The sequence below is a fragment of the Streptomyces sp. NPDC030021 genome (assembly GCF_055574035.1).
In genome coordinates this window covers 155,475-173,318 of record NZ_JBVIAH010000006.1, presented here as the reverse complement: position 1 = coordinate 173,318, position 17,844 = coordinate 155,475, and the positions used below count along the sequence as shown (strand labels likewise).

Genomic DNA, 17,844 nt, shown 5'->3' with positions numbered 1-17,844 from the left:
GGTGTCCTGCGTCGTCGAGGTGCGCCACCCCGTGGCGGCCCGCGTCCTGACCCGGACCTGGGACCGGGACGACGTCCTCAGCCGCTTCCCGTTCCCGCTGCCCGTGGACGTGCGTACCGACCTCGGCGACCACTGGTCGGTCCTGCGCCCCTCCGGTCTCACCGCGTCCTTCGCCGACGGCACGGACCATTTCACCGCCCCGGACCGCAGCGCCGCCGTCAGCCTGAAGGGGGACGACGTCCCGGGCCGGGCTCCCGCGGACTTCCTGGACGCCCTGCTGTCCGGCGCCCCCGACACACGGCCGGCCCAGCGGGCGCGCGAGCCGCTGGGGGAGGGCGTGCGGCACGCGTTCTGGCTGACCCCGCAGGACCACGGCCGGCCGCGGCACGCGTTCTACGGCATGGCCGTCACCGCCGGAACCGCCGCCGGGCTCTTCTGCAGCTACGAGGACCCCGCCGACCTGGCCTGGGCCCAGCGGATCTGGCGTTCCCTGGACCGGGTGCCGCTCACCCGGGCCGGCTTCCCACCGGGCGCGGACGCCGCCAAGGCGCAGCTGGCCAGGCTGAAGGTCGAGCGGGGCCGCAACAGGCAGACGTACAAGCGCGAGAACTTCGGCAGGTACTGGTCCGACGAGACCGATGCCGTCGGCGGGCGCAACGGCTGTGACACCCCCGTTATCTCTATGCTTCGCGCGGTGATGGGGGCGCTCTCACAGCGTATGCGGGGTGTAGCGGACTGTGCGCACTGAGAGGCACGTGAGTCACAGCATCGTCGGCCGCGGCTTCGAAACAGCAGCTGGCCGCGGGCGGCATCCCCGCGGTGTCGTAGCCGGTGTCACACAGCGCATCCTCGCGCTGACCGTCGGCCCGTCTGTCACTGAACCACCTCTGGGCGGGTGCTCACTCGGCGATCTCTGTTTGGCGACGCGGGGCACGATGGCGGCGGTGGTAGGACACAGTGACTGCGGCGAGGAGCGGGCCCCAGAGGAACAGCGGCTGGTAAAGGATGCCGACGACGAGGTTTCCGGTGTGCGTCATGTCATCGTGAGGAAAGGTCCACCACCATGGAACGAAGGCCCAGAGCAGGGTCAGGACCGCCGCGCCGAGGGCGGCAGGAACCACGGCGGCCATGGGGCGGACTCTTCGTCCTCCGATCAGCGGTATCCAGTGGGGCACGACCTCGCCCCACGGCCGTACCAGACCGATCGTGAGGAAGGCTGCGAGCTCGCAGAGCACGCTGAGTGACAGCATCCATACCTTCGCACCGATCGTCTGGAAGCTCTCGAAGTCAACGTCGGTGTACCCGGCGGGGTATCCGAGCACCAGGGCAATGCGCCACAGCCCGCTCGGCAGGACTACCCATGTCGTCAGATGCGCAGCCCAGACAGCCCAGCGAGGCGGCGCCGCTGCGGAGATGACGGTCGAGTCGCTCGTTTGAATGCTCATGCCACTCATCGTCACGTGCCGCCAACAAGGCTTCATCCGCCTGCGCGACCGACTTAGACGGCCCCGTGGACGAGAGTGGGGCGATGACTTCCCCCGTGTGGGGGAGGCCACAGTCATCCTCCGAGGCAATGTCCTCCGCGAACCCTGCCGCATTTCTCCGGTACGCGGCCACCCAGCGGCGTGGATGGGCTCCCCTCAACGCGGCGGCACGGAGCGGATGGCGCGCCGGAGTCCCGCTCTGGCGGCTGTGAGGTCGTCCTCGGTCTCCAGCAGACGTCCCTCCATGGCCGCCAGTCGGTCCCGGGTGCTTGTCAATTGGGCGCTCAGGGATGCGTCGTCACGCTCCAGCTGCTGGACGCGTTCCACCAGCCGGTTGCGGTCGACCTCCTCGATTTCCGCTCCCAAGGGCAGCCGGACACGTTCTCGGAGTCGGTCCCGTTCCTTCCTGAGGTCCCTGATCTCGTCCCGTGCCAGAGCGAGCTCCGTTTGCAGACCAGCGGGTGACACCTGGTGCCTGCCCGGAGCAGGAGGTCTCTGCAGACCCTGTTCGGGCTGGGTGGCCATGCCGGCATGAACGGCGTCGCGTACTTGGGGCTGGTTGTAGACGAACCATGTGGACACCGACGCGTCTCGGGCCACCTGGGCGATGGTGATCCGCCTGCCCGCCCTGAGAAGGCCGCGTACCGCGTCGAGCGCGCGCAGTAAGGGTTACGCCTGTCTCTCATGTGCATCGAGAGCAGGGAGGAAGTACAGATAACCCGCGACGACGTGCTGCGCCGGGACCTGGGGGAGCTCCGCGAAGGGGACCGGAACCCGTGCGTCGTGCTGTCCGGCACGCTGCACGATCCCTACAACGGCAAGGTGCTGCCCTACACCTACCGGCGCGCCTCGCAGATCCAGACCGACCACGTGGTCGCGCTCGGCGCCGCCTGGCGGGGCGGCGCGTACGCGTGGACCCCGCGGCGCAGGCTGGAGTACGCCAACGACCTCGACGTACTGCTCGCGGTGGACAAACAGACCAACTACGACAAGGGCAGCAGGACGGCCGACAAATGGCGGCCGCCCCGGCGTGCGTACTGGTGCGAGTACGCGCGCCGCTACACCGGCATCAAGTCCAAGTACGGGCTGTCCGTGACGGCGCCGGAGAAGCTCGCCCTCCAGGACATGCCGGCCACCTGCGCTCCGTGAGGCGCCCCCGTGGTCTAGTGCGAGGCCGCCGAGAACAGGGAGTGCATCGCCCGGCGCAGGCCGCAGATGTCCGCGACCGGCTCCGGGAAGTCGAAGCGGGCGTCGAAGGAGCCGGCCGGGCCGCCGGTGAAGCGGACGCGCAGGCCCAGGCGGTCCAGGGAGAGCGGCACGGCGCTCATCCCGCCGGCCTCGCGGGCGCCGAGCAGGCCGCCCAGCTCGCCGAGCCGGTCGCCGTGGGCGGAGTGCAGGTGCTGCAGCAGCTCCGACTCGTGCGCGACCATCGGGTCCGGCTCCGCCGCGGCCAGGTCGTCCGGGTCCACGTGCTCGGCGCCCCACAGGTCGTCCACCGAGATCTCGCCGACCTCCAGGCGCAGCATCATCCAGGCCGGACGCCCGGCGTGGGGGGCGTCGAGGGACTCCCTCATGCCCAGCAGCTCGCCCACCGGCTGCCGCTCCGCGAGCAGCGCCGCGCAGGCCGCGCGGTCGTCCCCGCGCACCGGCGTCAGCCACCCGGCCAGCCAGGCGCGACCTCGGATACGATGTGGCACGGACACCGGCGCCACATCCGTGATCTCGATCACGGCGGTGAGGTCGTCGTCCTGGGCGTGAGCGGCTGCCCTGGCAGCCGTGGATTCCCCGGAAACAAGGAGAATCACGTCCCCGTCCGGGGTGACGGTCCGTGCGACCGGCAGCCCTGTCCCGAACTCCTCGGTCTCGTGACTGTCACGAGCACCGATCAGCGTGAGGGATACTGAGGCGTTGGACTCTACGAGGGTTCGTACGCGTTCGGCTCCGGTGAGCTGCCGAACGCCTTCCCTGGGACGCGGCTGACCTTGCTTATCGTCGGCGCAAGCGGATTCTGTTTCGTCTGAATCCGAACTGCGTTGCGCACTGGGCAGGGGGATCCCATGTGGTCGAGACATTACGTCCTCCTCGCTAAGGTAAGCCTCACCTAACTTACATGGAGGTAGGTTCCCCGTGAACCAGAAGCGACCCAAGGTCAAGAAGTCGCGTGCCCTCGGCATTGCGCTGACCCCGAAGGCCGTCAAGTACTTCGAGGCCCGCCCCTACCCGCCGGGCGAGCACGGCCGTGGCCGCAAGCAGAACTCGGACTACAAGGTTCGTCTGCTGGAGAAGCAGCGTCTGCGCGCTCAGTACGACATCTCTGAGCGTCAGATGGCCCGCGCGTACGACCGCGCCAAGAAGGCCGAAGGCAAGACGGGCGAGGCGCTTGTCGTCGAGCTCGAGCGTCGCCTCGACGCCCTGGTCCTGCGTTCGGGCATCGCCCGCACCATCTACCAGGCCCGCCAGATGGTCGTTCACGGCCACATCGAGGTCAACGGTGACAAGGTCGACAAGCCGTCGTTCCGTGTCCGTCCGGACGACGTCATCACCGTGCGCGAGCGCAGCCGCGAGAAGGTTCCGTTCCAGGTTGCCCGTGAGGGTGGCTACGCAGGTGAGGGCGAGACCCCGCGCTACCTGCAGGTCAACCTGAAGGCCCTGGCCTTCCGCCTGGACCGCGACCCGAACCGCAAGGAAATCCCGGTCATCTGCGACGAGCAGCTCGTCGTCGAGTACTACGCCCGCTGATGCAGGCCTAGTCTCACCGACTGGTCAGCCCGCCGTCCCCTCCGGGGGGCGGCGGGTTTTCCGTTTCCCGGACCGGCGTCAGGGCTGTGGCTGCTCCGCCGCCGCGCCCGTCGGCACACGGGAGCCGCGCGGCCGCCCCGCCTGCCGTGGCACCCCGCCGCCGCGCTCCTGCGGATCGCTCAGCGCCCGCCCGACCAGCGCCTCACGGCTCAGCTCCCGCCCCTCGGCCTCGTACGCCGCATAGCGCTCGGCGCCCAGCAGCTCGCCCGCCTGCTCCCGGCACATCAGCCGCGGGGCGTTGAAGTACCCCGAGCCGAACAGCTGCAGCCCCACCCCGCCCCACATCGGCTCCGCCGCGCCCTGGAGCACCGCCGCCTCGGCCGCGTCCCCCTCCGCGACCGTGACCAGCGCGAGCAGCTCCAGCGCGAGCACCAGCCCGACCAGATCGTGGAAGACGTGGTTGACGGCCACGCACTCGGTCAGCAGCTGCCGCGCCTCCTGCGTGCGCCCCGCGTCGAGGGCCGCGTACGCGAGGACGTACAGGGCGTACGCCTTCGTCCAGCGCTCCCCGCGCTCCTCGCAGATCTCCCGGACCTCCCCGCACAGCGCGAGCGCGCCCGGCAGGTCACCGAGGAAGGCCAGCGCCATCCCCAGCTCCACCTGGCACATCAGCACGTTGCTGTTCAGCTCGCCGGCCGCCCGGTACTGCTCCAGCGCCGCGCCCAGCAGCTCCCGGGCCCGCGCCATGTCGTCCGAGACCAGCGCCAGGCAGCCCATCCGGTGCACCGCGTAGGCCGCCGCGACCGGGTTCCCGCTCTGCTCCGCCCCGTCCCGGCACTCGTACAGGGCGCTCATCGAGGCCGTCGCGTCCCCCTGCAGGGCCGCGACATAGCCCAACACCCACAGGGCCTTCAGCCGCGAGCTCTCGTACTCCACCGCCCGGTCCGCCGGTTCCAGGGTCCGGTCCAGCCAGTGCCGCCCCTCGGTCAGGCGCCCGCAGCCCGCCCAGTAGAACCACAGCGTCCCCGCCAGGTAGTGACCCAGATGCGCCTCGTCCGGCTCGTCCAGGCAGCACTCCAGGGCGAGCCGGATGTTCGGCAGCTCCGCCTCCACCAGTGCGGCCACCTCCTGCTGGCGCGGGCTGAACCAGTCCAGCTCGCACCACGTCGCCAGCCCCACGTACCAGTCCCGATGGCGCCGCCGCAGGCGCCCCGCGTCGCCCAGCGACTCCAGCCACCCGGCCCCGTACGCCCGTACGGTCTCCAGCATGCGGAAACGCACCCCGGCGGGCGTCTCCTCCCGGACCAGCAGGGACTGGGCCAGGAGCTCCCCGACCAGGTCCAGCACGTCCTCCACCGGCAGATCCGGACCCGCGCACACGTATTCGACGGCGTCGAGGTCGAACTGCCCCGCGAACACCGACAGCCGCGCCCACAGCAGCCGCTCCGCCGACGTGCACAGCTCGTGACTCCAGCCGATCGCCGTCCGCAGCGCCCGGTGCCGGGCGAGCCCGCCGCGCGCACCGCCCGTCAGCAGCGCGAAGCGGTCCTCCAGCCGGGCCAGCACCTGCGCGGGGGACAGCGTCCGCAGCCGGCCCGCCGCCAGCTCCAGCGCCAGCGGGATCCCGTCGAGGCGGGCGCACAGCTCGACCAGCATCGCCCGGTTCTCCGCGGTCACCGCGAAGGCCGGGTCGGCCGCCGACGCCCGCGCCGCCAGCAGGGCCAGCGCCTCCTCCGCGGCCGGCGGGGCCAGCGGGAAGGCCAGCTCCCCGTCCAGGGCCAGCGGGCGCCGGCCGGCCGCGAGGACGCGCAGGCCGGGGCAGCGCCGCAGCAGCTCCCGCACCAGGTCGGCGCACTCGTCGACCAGCTGCTCGAAGCCGTCCAGGACCAGCAGCAGCCGGCGCCCGGCCAGGTGCTCGGCCAGGACCGTCCGCGGCGGCCGGGTGGTGTGGTCGGTCAGCTCCAGGGCCTCGGCGAGGGCCAGCTCCAGCAGGGCGGGATCCCGTACGGTGGCCAGCTCGGCCAGCCAGACCCCGTCGCAGTAGCGTTCCTGCGATCCCTCGGCGGCGGCCCGGGCGGCCACGAGCGCGAGCCGGGACTTCCCCACCCCGCCCACGCCGGTCACCGTCACGAGCCGCGAGGACTCCAGGAGCCGCCCCAGCTCGGCGAGTTCGCCACCCCGCCCGACGAACCGGCCGAGCTCCGAGGGAAGATTGCCCCCGGCGGTACTTCGAAGGGGTCTCTGTCGCATGGGACACGGAGGGTACTGGTCCGGATGCGCTGCGTTCAAGGCGGGTCCGGCCCTCCCGGATTTCCGGTACGGCCGGGGATCTCCGGCGCGATAGGGTCGGAGGGCGAATAGTCCTGCGGTTCAGGTACAGACAGAGAGCGGTGTGACGTGTCCGGTGTAGAGGTGGCCGGGATCATCGTGGCCGTCTTCTGGGCCATCCTGATCTCCTTCCTCGCGGTGGCCCTGGTGAGGCTGGCCCAGGTGCTCAGGGCGGCCACCAAGCTGGTGGCCGACGTGACCGACCAGGCCGTCCCGCTGCTCGCCGACGCCTCCACCACCGTCCGCTCCGCGCGCACCCAGCTCGACCGGGTCGACGCCATCGCGAGCGACGTGCAGGAGGTCACCTCCAACGCGTCCGCGCTGTCCTCCACCGTGGCCACCGCCTTCGGCGGGCCGCTGGTGAAGGTCGCGGCCTTCGGCTATGGCGTCCGCAAGGCGCTGGGCAAGGGGGATGCCGCGACGTCGGGCGGCACGCCGGCGAAGGCATCCCGACGAACCGTGATCGTTGGACGTACGGTGCCGGCCGCCCGGCGCCGGAAGCAGAAGGGCTGAGACCGCCGATGTTCCGCCGAGCTTTCTGGTTCACCGCCGGCGCAGCCGCCGGCGTGTGGGCCACCACCAAGGTCAACCGCCAGCTGAAGAAGCTGACGCCGGAGAGTCTCGCCGCCCAGGCGGCCGACAAGGCCGTGGAGGCGGGACACCGCCTCAAGGACTTCGCCCTCGACGTCAAAGCGGGAATGACGCAGCGCGAGGACGAGCTGAACGACGCACTGGGACTCCACCAGGATCCCGACCGGCCCGACAACGTCACGGCCCTCCCCGGGCCGCGGCGGCTGCGGGCCCTAGAGAACAGCAAGACCACCTACCGACCTAAGTTTTCGTACGACCGGAATGAGGACCACTGATGGAGTCGGCTGAGATTCGCCGCCGCTGGCTGAGCTTCTTCGAGGAGCGCGGTCACGCCGTTGTCCCTTCGGCGTCGCTCATCGCGGACGACCCGACTCTGCTGCTGGTCAACGCGGGCATGGTCCCGTTCAAGCCGTACTTCCTCGGCGAGACCAAGCCCCCGGCCCCGCGGGCCACCAGCGTGCAGAAGTGCGTCCGTACGCCGGACATCGAAGAGGTCGGCAAGACCACCCGGCACGGCACGTTCTTCCAGATGTGCGGCAACTTCTCCTTCGGGGACTACTTCAAGGAAGGCGCCATCAAGTACGCCTGGGAGCTGCTCACCAGCTCCGTGGCGGACGGCGGCTACGGCCTGGAGCCGGAGAAGCTCTGGATCACCGTCTACCTCGACGACGACGAGGCCGAGACGATCTGGCGCGAGAAGATCGGCGTCCCCGCCGAGCGCATCCAGCGCCTGGGCAAGAAGGACAACTTCTGGTCCATGGGCGTCCCCGGCCCCTGCGGCCCGTGCTCGGAGATCAACTACGACCGCGGTCCGGAGTTCGGCGTCGAGGGCGGCCCGGCCGTCAACGACGAGCGCTACGTGGAGATCTGGAACCTGGTCTTCATGCAGTACGAGCGCGGCGCCGGCGACGGGAAGGAAGACTTCCCGATCCTCGGCGACCTGCCGTCGAAGAACATCGACACCGGTCTGGGTCTCGAACGCCTCGCGATGATCCTGCAGGGCGTGCAGAACCTGTTCGAGACCGACACCCTGCGCGTGGTCATGGACAAGGCCACCGAGCTGACCGGCGTGCGGTACGGCGCCGCCCAGGGCACCGACGTGTCGATGCGCGTGGTCTCCGACCACATCCGCACCTCCGTCATGCTCATCGGCGACGGCGTCACCCCTGGCAACGAGGGCCGCGGCTACGTGCTGCGCCGCATCATGCGCCGTGCCATCCGCAACATGCGCCTCATGGGCGCCACCGGTCCGGTCGTCCAGGACCTCGTGGACGTCGTGATCAACACGATGGGCCAGCAGTACCCGGAGCTCATCACCGACCGCAAGCGCATCGAGACCGTCGCGCTCGCCGAGGAGGCCGCCTTCCTCAAGGCCGTCAAGGGTGGCACCAACATCCTCGACACCGCCGTGACCGAGACCAAGGCCGCCGGCGGCACGGTGCTCTCCGGCGACAAGGCGTTCCTGCTCCACGACACCTGGGGCTTCCCGATCGACCTCACCCTGGAGATGGCCGCCGAGCAGGGCCTCTCCGTGGACGAGCCCGGCTTCCGCCGCCTGATGCAGGAGCAGCGCGACCGGGCCAAGGCCGACGCCAAGGCCAAGAAGACCGGCCACGCGGACATGTCCGCCTACCGGGAGATCGCCGACGGCGCCGGCGCCACCGAGTTCACCGGCTACGCCACCAACCAGGGCGAGTCCACCATCGTCGGCCTCCTGGTCAACGGCGTCTCCGCGCCCGCCGCCTCCGAGGGCGACGAGGTCGAGGTCGTCCTCGACCGCACCCCCTTCTACGCCGAGGGCGGCGGCCAGCTCGCCGACCAGGGCCGCATCAAGCTCGACTCCGGCGCCGTCATCGTCGTCCGCGACGTGCAGCAGCCGGTTCCGGGCGTCTCCGTGCACAAGGGCTCCGTCCAGGTCGGCGAGGTGACGGTCGGCGCCTCCGCCTACGCCGCCATCGACGTCAGCCGCCGCCGGGCCATCGCCCGCGCCCACTCGGCCACGCACCTGACCCACCAGGCGCTGCGCGACGCCCTCGGCCCGACGGCCGCCCAGGCCGGTTCCGAGAACAGCCCCGGCCGCTTCCGCTTCGACTTCGGTTCGCCGAACGCCGTTCCCGGCTCGGTCCTGACCGACGTCGAGCAGAAGATCAACGACGTGCTGTCGCGCGAGCTCGACGTCACGGCCGAGATCATGAGCATCGACGAGGCGAAGAAGCAGGGCGCCATCGCCGAGTTCGGCGAGAAGTACGGCGAGCGCGTGCGCGTCGTGACCATCGGCGACTTCTCCAAGGAGCTGTGCGGCGGCACGCACGTCGGCAACACCTCCCAGCTGGGTCTGGTGAAGCTGCTCGGCGAGTCCTCCATCGGCTCCGGCGTGCGCCGCGTCGAGGCCCTCGTCGGCGTGGACGCGTACAACTTCCTCGCCAAGGAGCACACGGTCGTCGCCCAGCTCCAGGAGCTGGTCAAGGGCCGTCCGGAGGAGCTGCCGGAGAAGATCGCCTCCATGCTCGGCAAGCTGAAGGACGCCGAGAAGGAGATCGAGAAGTTCCGTGCGGAGAAGGTCCTCCAGGCCGCCGCCGGGCTCGCCCAGAACGCCCAGGACATCAAGGGCGTCGCCCTCGTCGTCGGCCAGGTGGCGGACGGCATCGGCGCCGACGACCTGCGCAAGCTGGTCCTCGACGTCCGCGGCCGCATCCCGGGCGACCGCCCGGCCGTCGTGGCCCTCTTCACCGTGGCGAACGACCGCCCGCTGACCGTCATCGCCACCAACGAGGCTGCCCGCGAGCGCGGCCTCAAGGCCGGCGACCTGGTCCGTACGGCCGCCAAGACCCTCGGTGGCGGCGGTGGCGGCAAGCCGGACGTCGCCCAGGGCGGCGGCCAGAACCCGGCCGCCGTGCCGGAGGCCATCAGCGCCGTCGAGCGCCTCGTCGTCGAGACGGTCTGACGATGACGCTGCGCCGCGGCCGCCGGCTCGCCATCGATGTCGGTGACGCCCGTATCGGGGTCGCCTCGTGCGACCCCGACGGGGTGCTGGCCACACCGGTGGAGACCGTGCCGGGCCGGGACATCCCCTTCGCGCACCGGCGGCTGCGGCAGCTCGTCGAGGAGTACGAGCCCCTCGAAGTCGTGGTCGGCCTTCCCCGCTCGCTCAGCGGACGGGAGGGGCCGGCCGCGGTCAAGGTGCGCGCCTTCGCGAACGAACTCGCCAAGGGCATCAAGCCGGTGACGGTCCGTCTGGTGGACGAGCGGATGACCACGGTCACCGCCGCCCAGGGTCTGCGGGCCTCCGGGAAGAACGCCAAGAAGGGCCGGTCGGTCATCGATCAGGCAGCCGCTGTGGTGATCCTTCAGAACGCTCTTGAGACCGAACGGGTATCAGGTAATCCTCCCGGTGAGTGCGTCGAAGTGGTTGTCTGATCGCGATACGGTAACGTTCCGCGCGATGAGACGGCATTCGAACAGCCGTCGCCCACCGTCAAAGAGGCGGAACCGGGTGCCACGGACGACGGAGTCCGTGGCCTCCGTCTCGCGGCTCTAGGGGACCGATGACTGAGTATGGCCGGGGCCGTGGCCCCGAACCCTGGCACCCTGAGGACCCCCTTTACGGGGACCAGGGGTGGACCGGGCACCAGACCCAGCAGGGCCAGGTGCCTTACGGCGGTGCCCCGCAGCAGCAGGAGTACCCACAGGAGCCGCAGTACCAGCAGCAGTACCCCCAGCATCCGCAGTACGAGCAGTACCCGGAGTACCAGCAGCAGCAATACCAGCAGCAGCAGTACCCGCAGGGGCAGTACCCGCAGCAGGCGCAGCAGCAACAACCGCAGCAGCCGCAACAGCCGCAACAGCCGCAACAGCCGCAGCAGCCGCAGCAGTACATGCAGGGCCAGTACCCGCAGCAGCAGTACGCGGGGCAGCAGCAGGCCTATGCCCCGCAGCAGCAGGCGCAGCGGCCCCAGCCGCAGCAGCCGGTGTACGACAGCCAGGGCTGGGACACCGGCCAGGGCCAGTACACGGCGGCGGTGCAGACCGACCCGTACGCGGGCGTGGACCCCTACACCCAGCAGCCCGTGGCGGGCTACCCGGGTGAGGCCCCCGATCTCTACAGCACGGAAGACGCCTACGAGCCGCCGAAGCCCCCGGGCCGGCGGCACCTGGAGCCGGAACCCGTGGAGGAGCCGGAACCGGCGGAGGAGCCGGAGAAGGGCCTGCTCACCGACGGTGGAGGCCGTGACGACGGGGACGACGGCGACGACGGTGACGGCCGCCGGGGCGGCCGCTCCAAGGGCGGCAAGCCCAAGAAGCGCAGAGGCGCGGCCTGCCTGGTCGCCGCGGTCGTCATCCTCGGCGTGGTCGGCGGTGGCGGCTACTACGGCTACAACTACATCAAGGCCCGGTTCGCCTCGGCCGAGGACTTCGCGGGCGAGGGCACCGGCGAGATCGTCGAGGTCGAGATCCCCAAGGGCTCGGGTCTCCTGCAGATGGGCCTGATCCTCAAGAAGGCGGGCGTCGTCGCCAGCGGCCAGGCGTTCGTCGACGCCGCGTCCAAGCTCCCTCCGGGCAAGGCCATCCAGGCCGGTGTCTACCCGCTCAGGAAGAAGATGTCGGCCGCGTCCGCGGTCGATGTCATGAGCGACCCCTCGAAGCTGAACGTCATCACGGTCACCGAAGGCATGCGCAACACCGCGGTGTACGCGGCGATCGACAAGAAGCTGGGCCAGCAGGAGGGCACCACCGCCGAGATCGCCAAGCGCGAGGTCAAGAACCTCGGCCTGCCGGCCTGGGCGAACAACAACCCGAAGCTGATCGACCCGCTCGAAGGCTTCCTGTACCCGGCGCGCTACGACCTCAGCAAGGACAGCACCCCCGATTCCCTGCTCAAGCAGATGGTCAAGAACGCGACGGACAAGTACGCGGAGCTGGGCCTTGAGGGCAAGGCCAAGGAGCTGGGCCTGGAGAATCCGCTCCAGGTGGTCACGGTCGCCAGCCTCGTCAACGCCGAGGGCAAGAACCACGACGACTTCCGGAAGATGGCCGAGGTGGTCTACAACCGCCTCAAGAAGACCAACGACGTCACCAACCAGAAGCTCCAGTTCGACTCGACGTACAACTACGTCAAGAACCAGAGCGAGATCAACTTCAACCTGAAGGAAGCCCAGGCCTTCGACCACCCCTACAACACGCACTTCGTCAGGGGACTGCCCACAGGTCCGATCAACAACCCGGGCCTGGACGCGCTGACCGCTACGCTCAACCCGGACCACGGTGGCTGGATGTTCTTCGTGTCGGTCGACGGCAAGACCACGACCTTCACCAAGACCTACGAAGAGCACACCAAGCTGGCCAACGAGTTCCAGGAACGGCAGAAGCAGAAGAACGGCGGATAGCAGGACATGTCACGCATAAGGGCCGCGGTGTTGGGTTCGCCCATCGAGCACTCCCTCTCACCGGTGCTGCACCGCGCCGCTTATCAGGAGCTCGGCCTCGACGACTGGTCGTACGACCGCTTCGAGATCGACGAGGCCGCGCTCCCGGAGTTCGTGACAGGACTCGGCCCCGAGTGGGCCGGGCTGTCCCTGACCATGCCGCTCAAGCGGGCGATCATGCCGCTGCTGGACGGCATCAGTGACACGGCCGCCTCCGTCGAGGCGGTCAACACCGTCGTCCTCACCGAGGACGGCCGACGCCTCGGCGACAACACCGACATCCCCGGCATCGTCGCCGCGCTCCACGAGCGCGGCGTCGAGAAGGTGCCGTCCGCCGCCATCCTCGGCGCCGGCGCCACGGCCTCCTCGGCGCTCGCCGCGCTCTCGCGGATCTGCTCCGGCGAGGTCACGGCGTACGTCCGCTCGGCGGCCCGCGCGGACGAGATGCGGCAGTGGGGCGAGCGGCTCGGCGTGCCCGTCCGCACGGCCGACTGGTCCGAGGCGGCCGCCGCGCTGTCCGCGCCCCTGGTGATCGCCACCACTCCGGCCGGTACGACCGACGCCCTGGCGGCGTCCGTACCCGAAGGGGCGGGCACCCTCTTCGACGTCCTCTACGACCCCTGGCCGACCGCGCTGGCCGCGGCCTGGTCCCGGCAGGGCGGCCAGGTCGTCGGCGGACTCGACCTCCTCGTCCACCAGGCCGTGCTCCAAGTCGAGCTGATGACGGGCCGGACCCCGGGTCCGCTCGCCGCCATGAGGGCCGCCGGAGAGCGGGCGCTCGCCGCCCGTTAGGCTTTCCACCTGCGTATTCACGGGGGGCGGCATGGACGGGAACAGCACGGACGAGGTACTCGCGTCGAAGTGGGACCTCCCCTTCGTCGTCTTCAGCATGGTCAGGGTGGCGTTCGGGACCCTGCCCCTGTGGGCCAAGGCGCTCATTCTCGGACTCTTCGGTTCCGTCGTCCTCTGGTACGGGATCACCTGGCAGCGCGAGCGCGGCCGGCGGGCCCGCTGACGCCCCAGGCGTCCGATAGCTGGACCGGGGCCCGATAAACCCCTCCGGACGTGGGAGGATCGGGTGAGGCGGGTCCGGGCCGCGCACCCGATCGCGCCGTCGCTGTACCAGGCGCGAGCATGAGGAGCATCGTTGAGCAGGTTGCGTTGGCTGACCGCAGGAGAGTCGCACGGACCGGCACTGGTCGCGACGCTGGAGGGTCTTCCCGCCGGCGTCCCGGTCACCACCGAGCTGGTGGCCGATCACCTGGCCCGGCGCCGGCTCGGCTATGGCCGCGGTGCCCGGATGAAGTTCGAGCAGGACGAGATCACCTTCCTCGGCGGCGTCCGCCACGGCCTGTCCCAGGGCTCCCCGATCGCGGTCATGATCGGCAACACCGAGTGGCCCAAGTGGGAGACGGTCATGTCGGCCGACCCCGTCGACCCCTCGCTGCTCAAGGACACCGGCCGCAACGCGCCGTTGACCCGTCCGCGCCCCGGCCACGCCGACCTCGCCGGCATGCAGAAGTACGGCTTCGACGAGGCCCGGCCGATCCTGGAGCGCGCCAGCGCCCGGGAGACCGCCGCCCGCGTCGCCCTCGGCGCCGTCGCCCGCTCCTTCATCAAGGAGGTCGCCGGCATCGAGATCGTCTCGCACGTGGTGGAACTGGCCGCGGCCAAGGCCCCGTACGGCGTCTACCCGACCCCCGCCGACGTCGACAAGCTCGACGCCGACCCGGTGCGCTGCCTCGACGCGGACGCCAGCAAGGCGATGGTCGCGGAGATCGACCAGGCCCACAAGGACGGCGACACCCTCGGCGGTGTCGTCGAGGTGCTGGCGTACGGAGTCCCGGTCGGCCTCGGCTCGCACGTCCACTGGGACCGCCGTCTCGACGCCCGCCTCGCCGCCGCCCTCATGGGCATCCAGGCCATCAAGGGGGTCGAGGTCGGCGACGGCTTCGAGCTCGCCCGCGTGCCCGGCTCGAAGGCGCACGACGAGATCGTCTCCACCCCCGAGGGCCTGAGGCGCACCTCCGGCCGCTCCGGCGGCACCGAGGGCGGACTGACCACCGGCGAACTGCTGCGCGTACGCGCCGCGATGAAGCCCATCGCGACCGTCCCGCGCGCGCTGGCGACCGTCGACGTGGCCACCGGAGAGGCGACGGTGGCCCACCACCAGCGCTCCGACGTGTGCGCCGTGCCAGCCGCCGGCATCGTCGCGGAGGCCATGGTCGCCCTCGTCCTGGCCGACGCGGTCGTCGAGAAGTTCGGCGGGGACTCCGTCCCGGAGACCCGCCGCAACGTCCGGTCGTACCTCGACAACCTGCAGATCCGGTGACGGCCGGACCGCTGGTCGTCCTCGTCGGCCCCATGGGGTCCGGCAAGTCCACGGTGGGGGCGCTGCTCGCCGAGCGGCTCGGCGTCCCCTACCGGGACACCGACGCCGACATCGCCCTGGCCCAGGGCCGGGAGATCTCCGACATCTTCGTCGACGAGGGCGAGCCGTACTTCCGTGAGCTGGAGCGGCAGGCGGTCTCCGCCGCCGTCGCCGGGCACACCGGAGTCCTCGCCCTCGGCGGCGGCGCCGTCCTCGACGAGGGCACCCGCGCGCTGCTGGCCGGCCTGCCCGTCGCCTACCTGTCGATGGACGTCGAGGAAGCCGTACGGCGCGTGGGCCTCGGCGCCGCCCGCCCGCTGCTCGCCGTCAACCCGCGGCGCCAGTGGCGCGAGCTGATGGACGCCCGGCGCCCCCTGTACACCGAAGTCGCGCGCGTCGTCGTGGCCACCGACGACCGCACCCCCGAAGAGGTCGCCCAGGCGGTCCTCGACGCTCTGGAGTTGAAGGACGTATGACAGACCAGGTGACGCGGATCCAGGTCGGCGCCAGCGCCGGACACGACGCGTACGACGTGCTCGTCGGGCGGCAGCTGCTCGGCGAGCTCGGCTCCCTGATCGGTACGAAGGCCCAGCGGGTCGCCGTGATCCACCCCGAGGCGCTGGCCTCGACCGGTGAGGCGCTGCGCGACGACCTGGCCGAGCAGGGCTACGAGGCGGTCGCCATCCAGGTGCCGAACGCCGAGGAGGCCAAGACGGTCGAGGTCGCCGCCTACTGCTGGAAGGCCCTCGGCCAGTCCGGCTTCACCCGCACCGACGTGATCGTCGGCGTCGGCGGGGGAGCCACCACCGATCTCGCGGGCTTCGTCGCGGCCAGCTGGCTGCGCGGGGTGCGCTGGGTCGCCGTACCGACCACCGTCCTCGCGATGGTGGACGCGGCGGTCGGCGGCAAGACCGGCATCAACACCGCCGAGGGCAAGAACCTCGTGGGTGCCTTCCACCCGCCGGCCGGTGTGCTCTGCGACCTGGCGGCCCTGGACTCGCTGCCGGTCAACGACTACGTCAGCGGCCTCGCCGAGATCATCAAGGCCGGGTTCATCTCCGACCCGGTGATCCTCGACCTGATCGAGGAGGACCCGGCCGCGGCGCGTACGCCCGAGGGCCCGCACACCGCCGAGCTCATCGTGCGCTCCATCCAGGTCAAGGCCGACGTGGTCTCCAGCGACCTCAAGGAGTCGGGACTGCGCGAGATCCTCAACTACGGCCACACCCTCGCGCACGCCATCGAGAAGAACGAGCGCTACAAGTGGCGGCACGGCGCGGCCGTGTCCGTCGGCATGGTCTTCGCCGCCGAGCTCGGCCGGCTCGCGGGCCGGCTCGACGACGCGACGGCCGACCGGCACAAGGCGGTCCTCGCCTCGGTCGGGCTGCCGCTGACCTACCGCGGCGACCAGTGGTCCAAGCTGCTCCAGACCATGCAGGTCGACAAGAAGTCCCGCGGCAACCTGCTGCGCTTCATCGTCCTCGACGGGCTGGCCAAGCCGACCGTCCTGGAGGGTCCCGACCCGGCGCACCTGGTCGCGGCCTACGGAGAGGTGTCGGCGTGAGCCGCCGCGTCCTCGTGCTGAACGGCCCGAACCTGGGCCGGCTCGGCTCGCGCGAACCCGATGTGTACGGGGCCACCTCGTACACGGGACTGGTGGAGAGCTGCCGCTCGCTGGGAGAGGAGCTCGGCTTCGACGTCGAGGTCCGGGAGACCAACGACGAGGGCGAGCTGATCCGCTGGCTGCACGAGGCGGCGGACGGGAAGATCCCCGTGGTCATCAACCCGGGGGCCTTCACCCACTACTCGTACGGCATGCGGGACGCGGCCGCGCAGCGCACGGCGCCGCTGATCGAGGTGCACATCTCGAACCCGTACGCCCGCGAGGAGTTCCGTCACACCTCGGTCATCGCAGCCGTGGCGACCGGAACGGTGGCGGGCTTCGGTATCGGTTCGTACCGGCTTGCGCTGCGCGCACTGGCGGACGAGATCTCCGCCTGACACGCTGCCTGACGGTGCTGGTGGACGGCCGGGCCCCGGCAGTCATATAACGTTCTCGCATCAGTCGCCGGAACGAGACGGAGTGGCAGCGGATGCAGCACGGAGTGGGGGGCGGGGGCGCGGGCTGGGGGCAGCCGGGACCGCATTCGTCGGCGCCCCCGCAGCCGCCGATACCCCCGGCACAGGGCTGGCCGGGTTCGCCCCCGCCGCAGTCTCCGCCCCAGCCGCCCCACCAGCCCCACCAGCCGCCTCACCAGCACCATCAGTCGCAGCCGGTGCCCGCCGTGCCGGAGGCCACCGGGCACATCCCGCTGCCTCCCGCAGTGCCGGGCACCGGCGGGGCCGTCCTCGCCGTACTGCTGATCGGCCCGGCCGGCGCCGGCAAGACCACCGTCGCCCGGCACTGGGCCAGCACCCGGCCCGTGCCGACCGCCCACGTCAGCCTGGACGACGTCCGCGAGTGGGTCTGCTCCGGCTTCGCCGACCCCCAGGCGGGCTGGAACGAGCACTCCGAGGCCCAGTACCGGCTCGCCCGCCGCACCTGCGGCTTCGCCGCCCGCAACTACCTGGCGAACGGCATCTCCTGCATCCTGGACGACGCCGTCTTCCCGGACCGGCCCGTGGTCGGGCTGGGCGGCTGGAAGCGGCACGTGGGCCCCACGCTGCTGCCGGTGGTGCTGCTGCCCGGCCTGGAGATCGTCCTGGAGCGCAACGCGGCCCGCTCCGGCAACCGCCGGCTCTCCGACGAGGAAGTCGCGCGGATCCACGGCCGGATGGCCGGCTGGTACGGCTCCGGACTGCCGATCATCGACAACTCCCACCTCGACGTCGAGGGCACCGCCCGCGCCCTCGACGAGGCCCTGGCCCGCGCCCTGTCCGCCCCCGGCGGCTGGCCCGGGTAGCAGGG

19 protein-coding genes and 1 pseudogene are annotated in these 17,844 nt (G+C 71.0%); 15 read left to right on the top strand and 5 right to left on the bottom strand.

Going from position 1 to position 17,844, the window contains the following annotated elements:
• Position 1 precedes the first annotated feature (1 nt).
• A complete protein-coding gene (locus tag ACZ4YL_RS14075; protein WP_468116502.1) occupies positions 2–748 on the top strand; it encodes a hypothetical protein in 747 nt (248 codons plus the stop codon).
• Positions 749–899: 151 nt separating this feature from the next.
• On the opposite strand, the gene ACZ4YL_RS14070 is transcribed toward ACZ4YL_RS14075, so the two are convergent.
• The 3 genes and pseudogenes from ACZ4YL_RS14070 to ACZ4YL_RS14060 form a co-directional block, all read right to left on the bottom strand.
• Positions 900–1,445 (bottom strand): hypothetical protein, encoded by a 546-nt coding sequence (locus ACZ4YL_RS14070; protein ID WP_468116500.1) that lies wholly within the window; start codon positions 1,443–1,445, stop codon positions 900–902.
• A gap of 195 nt (positions 1,446–1,640) precedes the next feature.
• The gene (locus ACZ4YL_RS14065; protein ID WP_468116498.1) at positions 1,641–1,850 is read right to left on the bottom strand and encodes a hypothetical protein; all 210 of its coding nucleotides are present in this window, start codon (positions 1,848–1,850) and stop codon (positions 1,641–1,643) included.
• Positions 1,851–1,874: 24 nt separating this feature from the next.
• A pseudogene (locus tag ACZ4YL_RS14060) lies at positions 1,875–2,147 on the bottom strand (DUF6262 family protein); the annotation flags it as partial.
• 21 nt (positions 2,148–2,168) lie between these two features.
• On the opposite strand from ACZ4YL_RS14060, the gene ACZ4YL_RS14055 reads away from it, so the two are divergent.
• Positions 2,169–2,633, top strand: a complete 465-nt coding sequence (locus tag ACZ4YL_RS14055; RefSeq protein WP_468116496.1) for an HNH endonuclease family protein — start codon at positions 2,169–2,171, stop codon at positions 2,631–2,633.
• Between the two features lie 14 nt (positions 2,634–2,647).
• On the opposite strand, the gene ACZ4YL_RS14050 is transcribed toward ACZ4YL_RS14055, so the two are convergent.
• Positions 2,648–3,370 carry a DUF2470 domain-containing protein gene (locus ACZ4YL_RS14050; protein ID WP_468116779.1) on the bottom strand — a complete coding sequence of 241 codons (723 nt, stop codon included), beginning with the start codon at positions 3,368–3,370 and terminating at the stop codon, positions 2,648–2,650.
• A 241-nt stretch (positions 3,371–3,611) separates the two neighbouring features.
• Here ACZ4YL_RS14050 and rpsD point away from each other — a divergent pair, with 241 nt between their 5' ends.
• Positions 3,612–4,223: a 30S ribosomal protein S4 gene (gene rpsD / locus ACZ4YL_RS14045; protein ID WP_008740451.1), complete on the top strand. Its 612-nt coding sequence runs from the start codon at positions 3,612–3,614 to the stop codon at positions 4,221–4,223.
• 78 nt (positions 4,224–4,301) lie between these two features.
• Here the strand turns inward: rpsD and ACZ4YL_RS14040 are convergent, their stop codons facing one another.
• Complete coding sequence (locus tag ACZ4YL_RS14040; protein WP_468116494.1) at positions 4,302–6,473, bottom strand: ATP-binding protein; 2,172 nt, start codon at positions 6,471–6,473, stop codon at positions 4,302–4,304.
• A 147-nt stretch (positions 6,474–6,620) separates the two neighbouring features.
• Between ACZ4YL_RS14040 and ACZ4YL_RS14035 the strand changes: the two genes are divergently transcribed.
• From ACZ4YL_RS14035 to ACZ4YL_RS13980, 12 genes are all read left to right on the top strand, one after another.
• Positions 6,621–7,064, top strand: coding sequence for a DUF948 domain-containing protein (locus ACZ4YL_RS14035; protein WP_468116492.1), 444 nt, complete (start codon positions 6,621–6,623; stop codon positions 7,062–7,064).
• A gap of 8 nt (positions 7,065–7,072) precedes the next feature.
• Positions 7,073–7,417 (top strand): DUF6167 family protein, encoded by a 345-nt coding sequence (locus ACZ4YL_RS14030; protein WP_468116491.1) that lies wholly within the window; start codon positions 7,073–7,075, stop codon positions 7,415–7,417.
• Positions 7,417–10,086 (top strand): alanine--tRNA ligase, encoded by a 2,670-nt coding sequence (gene alaS, locus ACZ4YL_RS14025; protein ID WP_468116489.1) that lies wholly within the window; start codon positions 7,417–7,419, stop codon positions 10,084–10,086. Before ACZ4YL_RS14030 ends, alaS begins: the two co-directional genes overlap by 1 nt.
• Before the next feature lie 2 nt (positions 10,087–10,088).
• On the top strand, positions 10,089–10,559 hold the full coding sequence (gene ruvX, locus ACZ4YL_RS14020; RefSeq protein ID WP_030009552.1) for a Holliday junction resolvase RuvX: 471 nt from the start codon (positions 10,089–10,091) through the stop codon (positions 10,557–10,559).
• Between the two features lie 128 nt (positions 10,560–10,687).
• Positions 10,688–12,526 carry an endolytic transglycosylase MltG gene (gene mltG, locus ACZ4YL_RS14015; RefSeq protein WP_468116487.1) on the top strand — a complete coding sequence of 613 codons (1,839 nt, stop codon included), beginning with the start codon at positions 10,688–10,690 and terminating at the stop codon, positions 12,524–12,526.
• Positions 12,527–12,532: 6 nt separating this feature from the next.
• Entirely contained in the window at positions 12,533–13,357 is an 825-nt protein-coding gene (locus ACZ4YL_RS14010; RefSeq protein WP_468116485.1) for a shikimate dehydrogenase, read from the top strand.
• Positions 13,358–13,388: 31 nt separating this feature from the next.
• The gene (locus ACZ4YL_RS14005; RefSeq protein WP_468116483.1) at positions 13,389–13,580 is read left to right on the top strand and encodes a hypothetical protein; all 192 of its coding nucleotides are present in this window, start codon (positions 13,389–13,391) and stop codon (positions 13,578–13,580) included.
• A 132-nt stretch (positions 13,581–13,712) separates the two neighbouring features.
• On the top strand, positions 13,713–14,897 hold the full coding sequence (gene aroC / locus ACZ4YL_RS14000) for a chorismate synthase (RefSeq protein WP_301372376.1): 1,185 nt from the start codon (positions 13,713–13,715) through the stop codon (positions 14,895–14,897).
• Entirely contained in the window at positions 14,894–15,412 is a 519-nt protein-coding gene (locus ACZ4YL_RS13995; protein WP_468116481.1) for a shikimate kinase, read from the top strand. Before aroC ends, ACZ4YL_RS13995 begins: the two co-directional genes overlap by 4 nt.
• On the top strand, positions 15,409–16,500 hold the full coding sequence (gene aroB, locus ACZ4YL_RS13990) for a 3-dehydroquinate synthase (protein WP_030009558.1): 1,092 nt from the start codon (positions 15,409–15,411) through the stop codon (positions 16,498–16,500). Before ACZ4YL_RS13995 ends, aroB begins: the two co-directional genes overlap by 4 nt.
• Complete coding sequence (gene aroQ, locus ACZ4YL_RS13985; RefSeq protein ID WP_453706381.1) at positions 16,497–16,937, top strand: type II 3-dehydroquinate dehydratase; 441 nt, start codon at positions 16,497–16,499, stop codon at positions 16,935–16,937. Before aroB ends, aroQ begins: the two co-directional genes overlap by 4 nt.
• A 92-nt stretch (positions 16,938–17,029) precedes the next feature.
• Positions 17,030–17,839 (top strand): AAA family ATPase, encoded by an 810-nt coding sequence (locus tag ACZ4YL_RS13980; RefSeq protein WP_468116478.1) that lies wholly within the window; start codon positions 17,030–17,032, stop codon positions 17,837–17,839.
• Positions 17,840–17,844 lie beyond the last annotated feature (5 nt).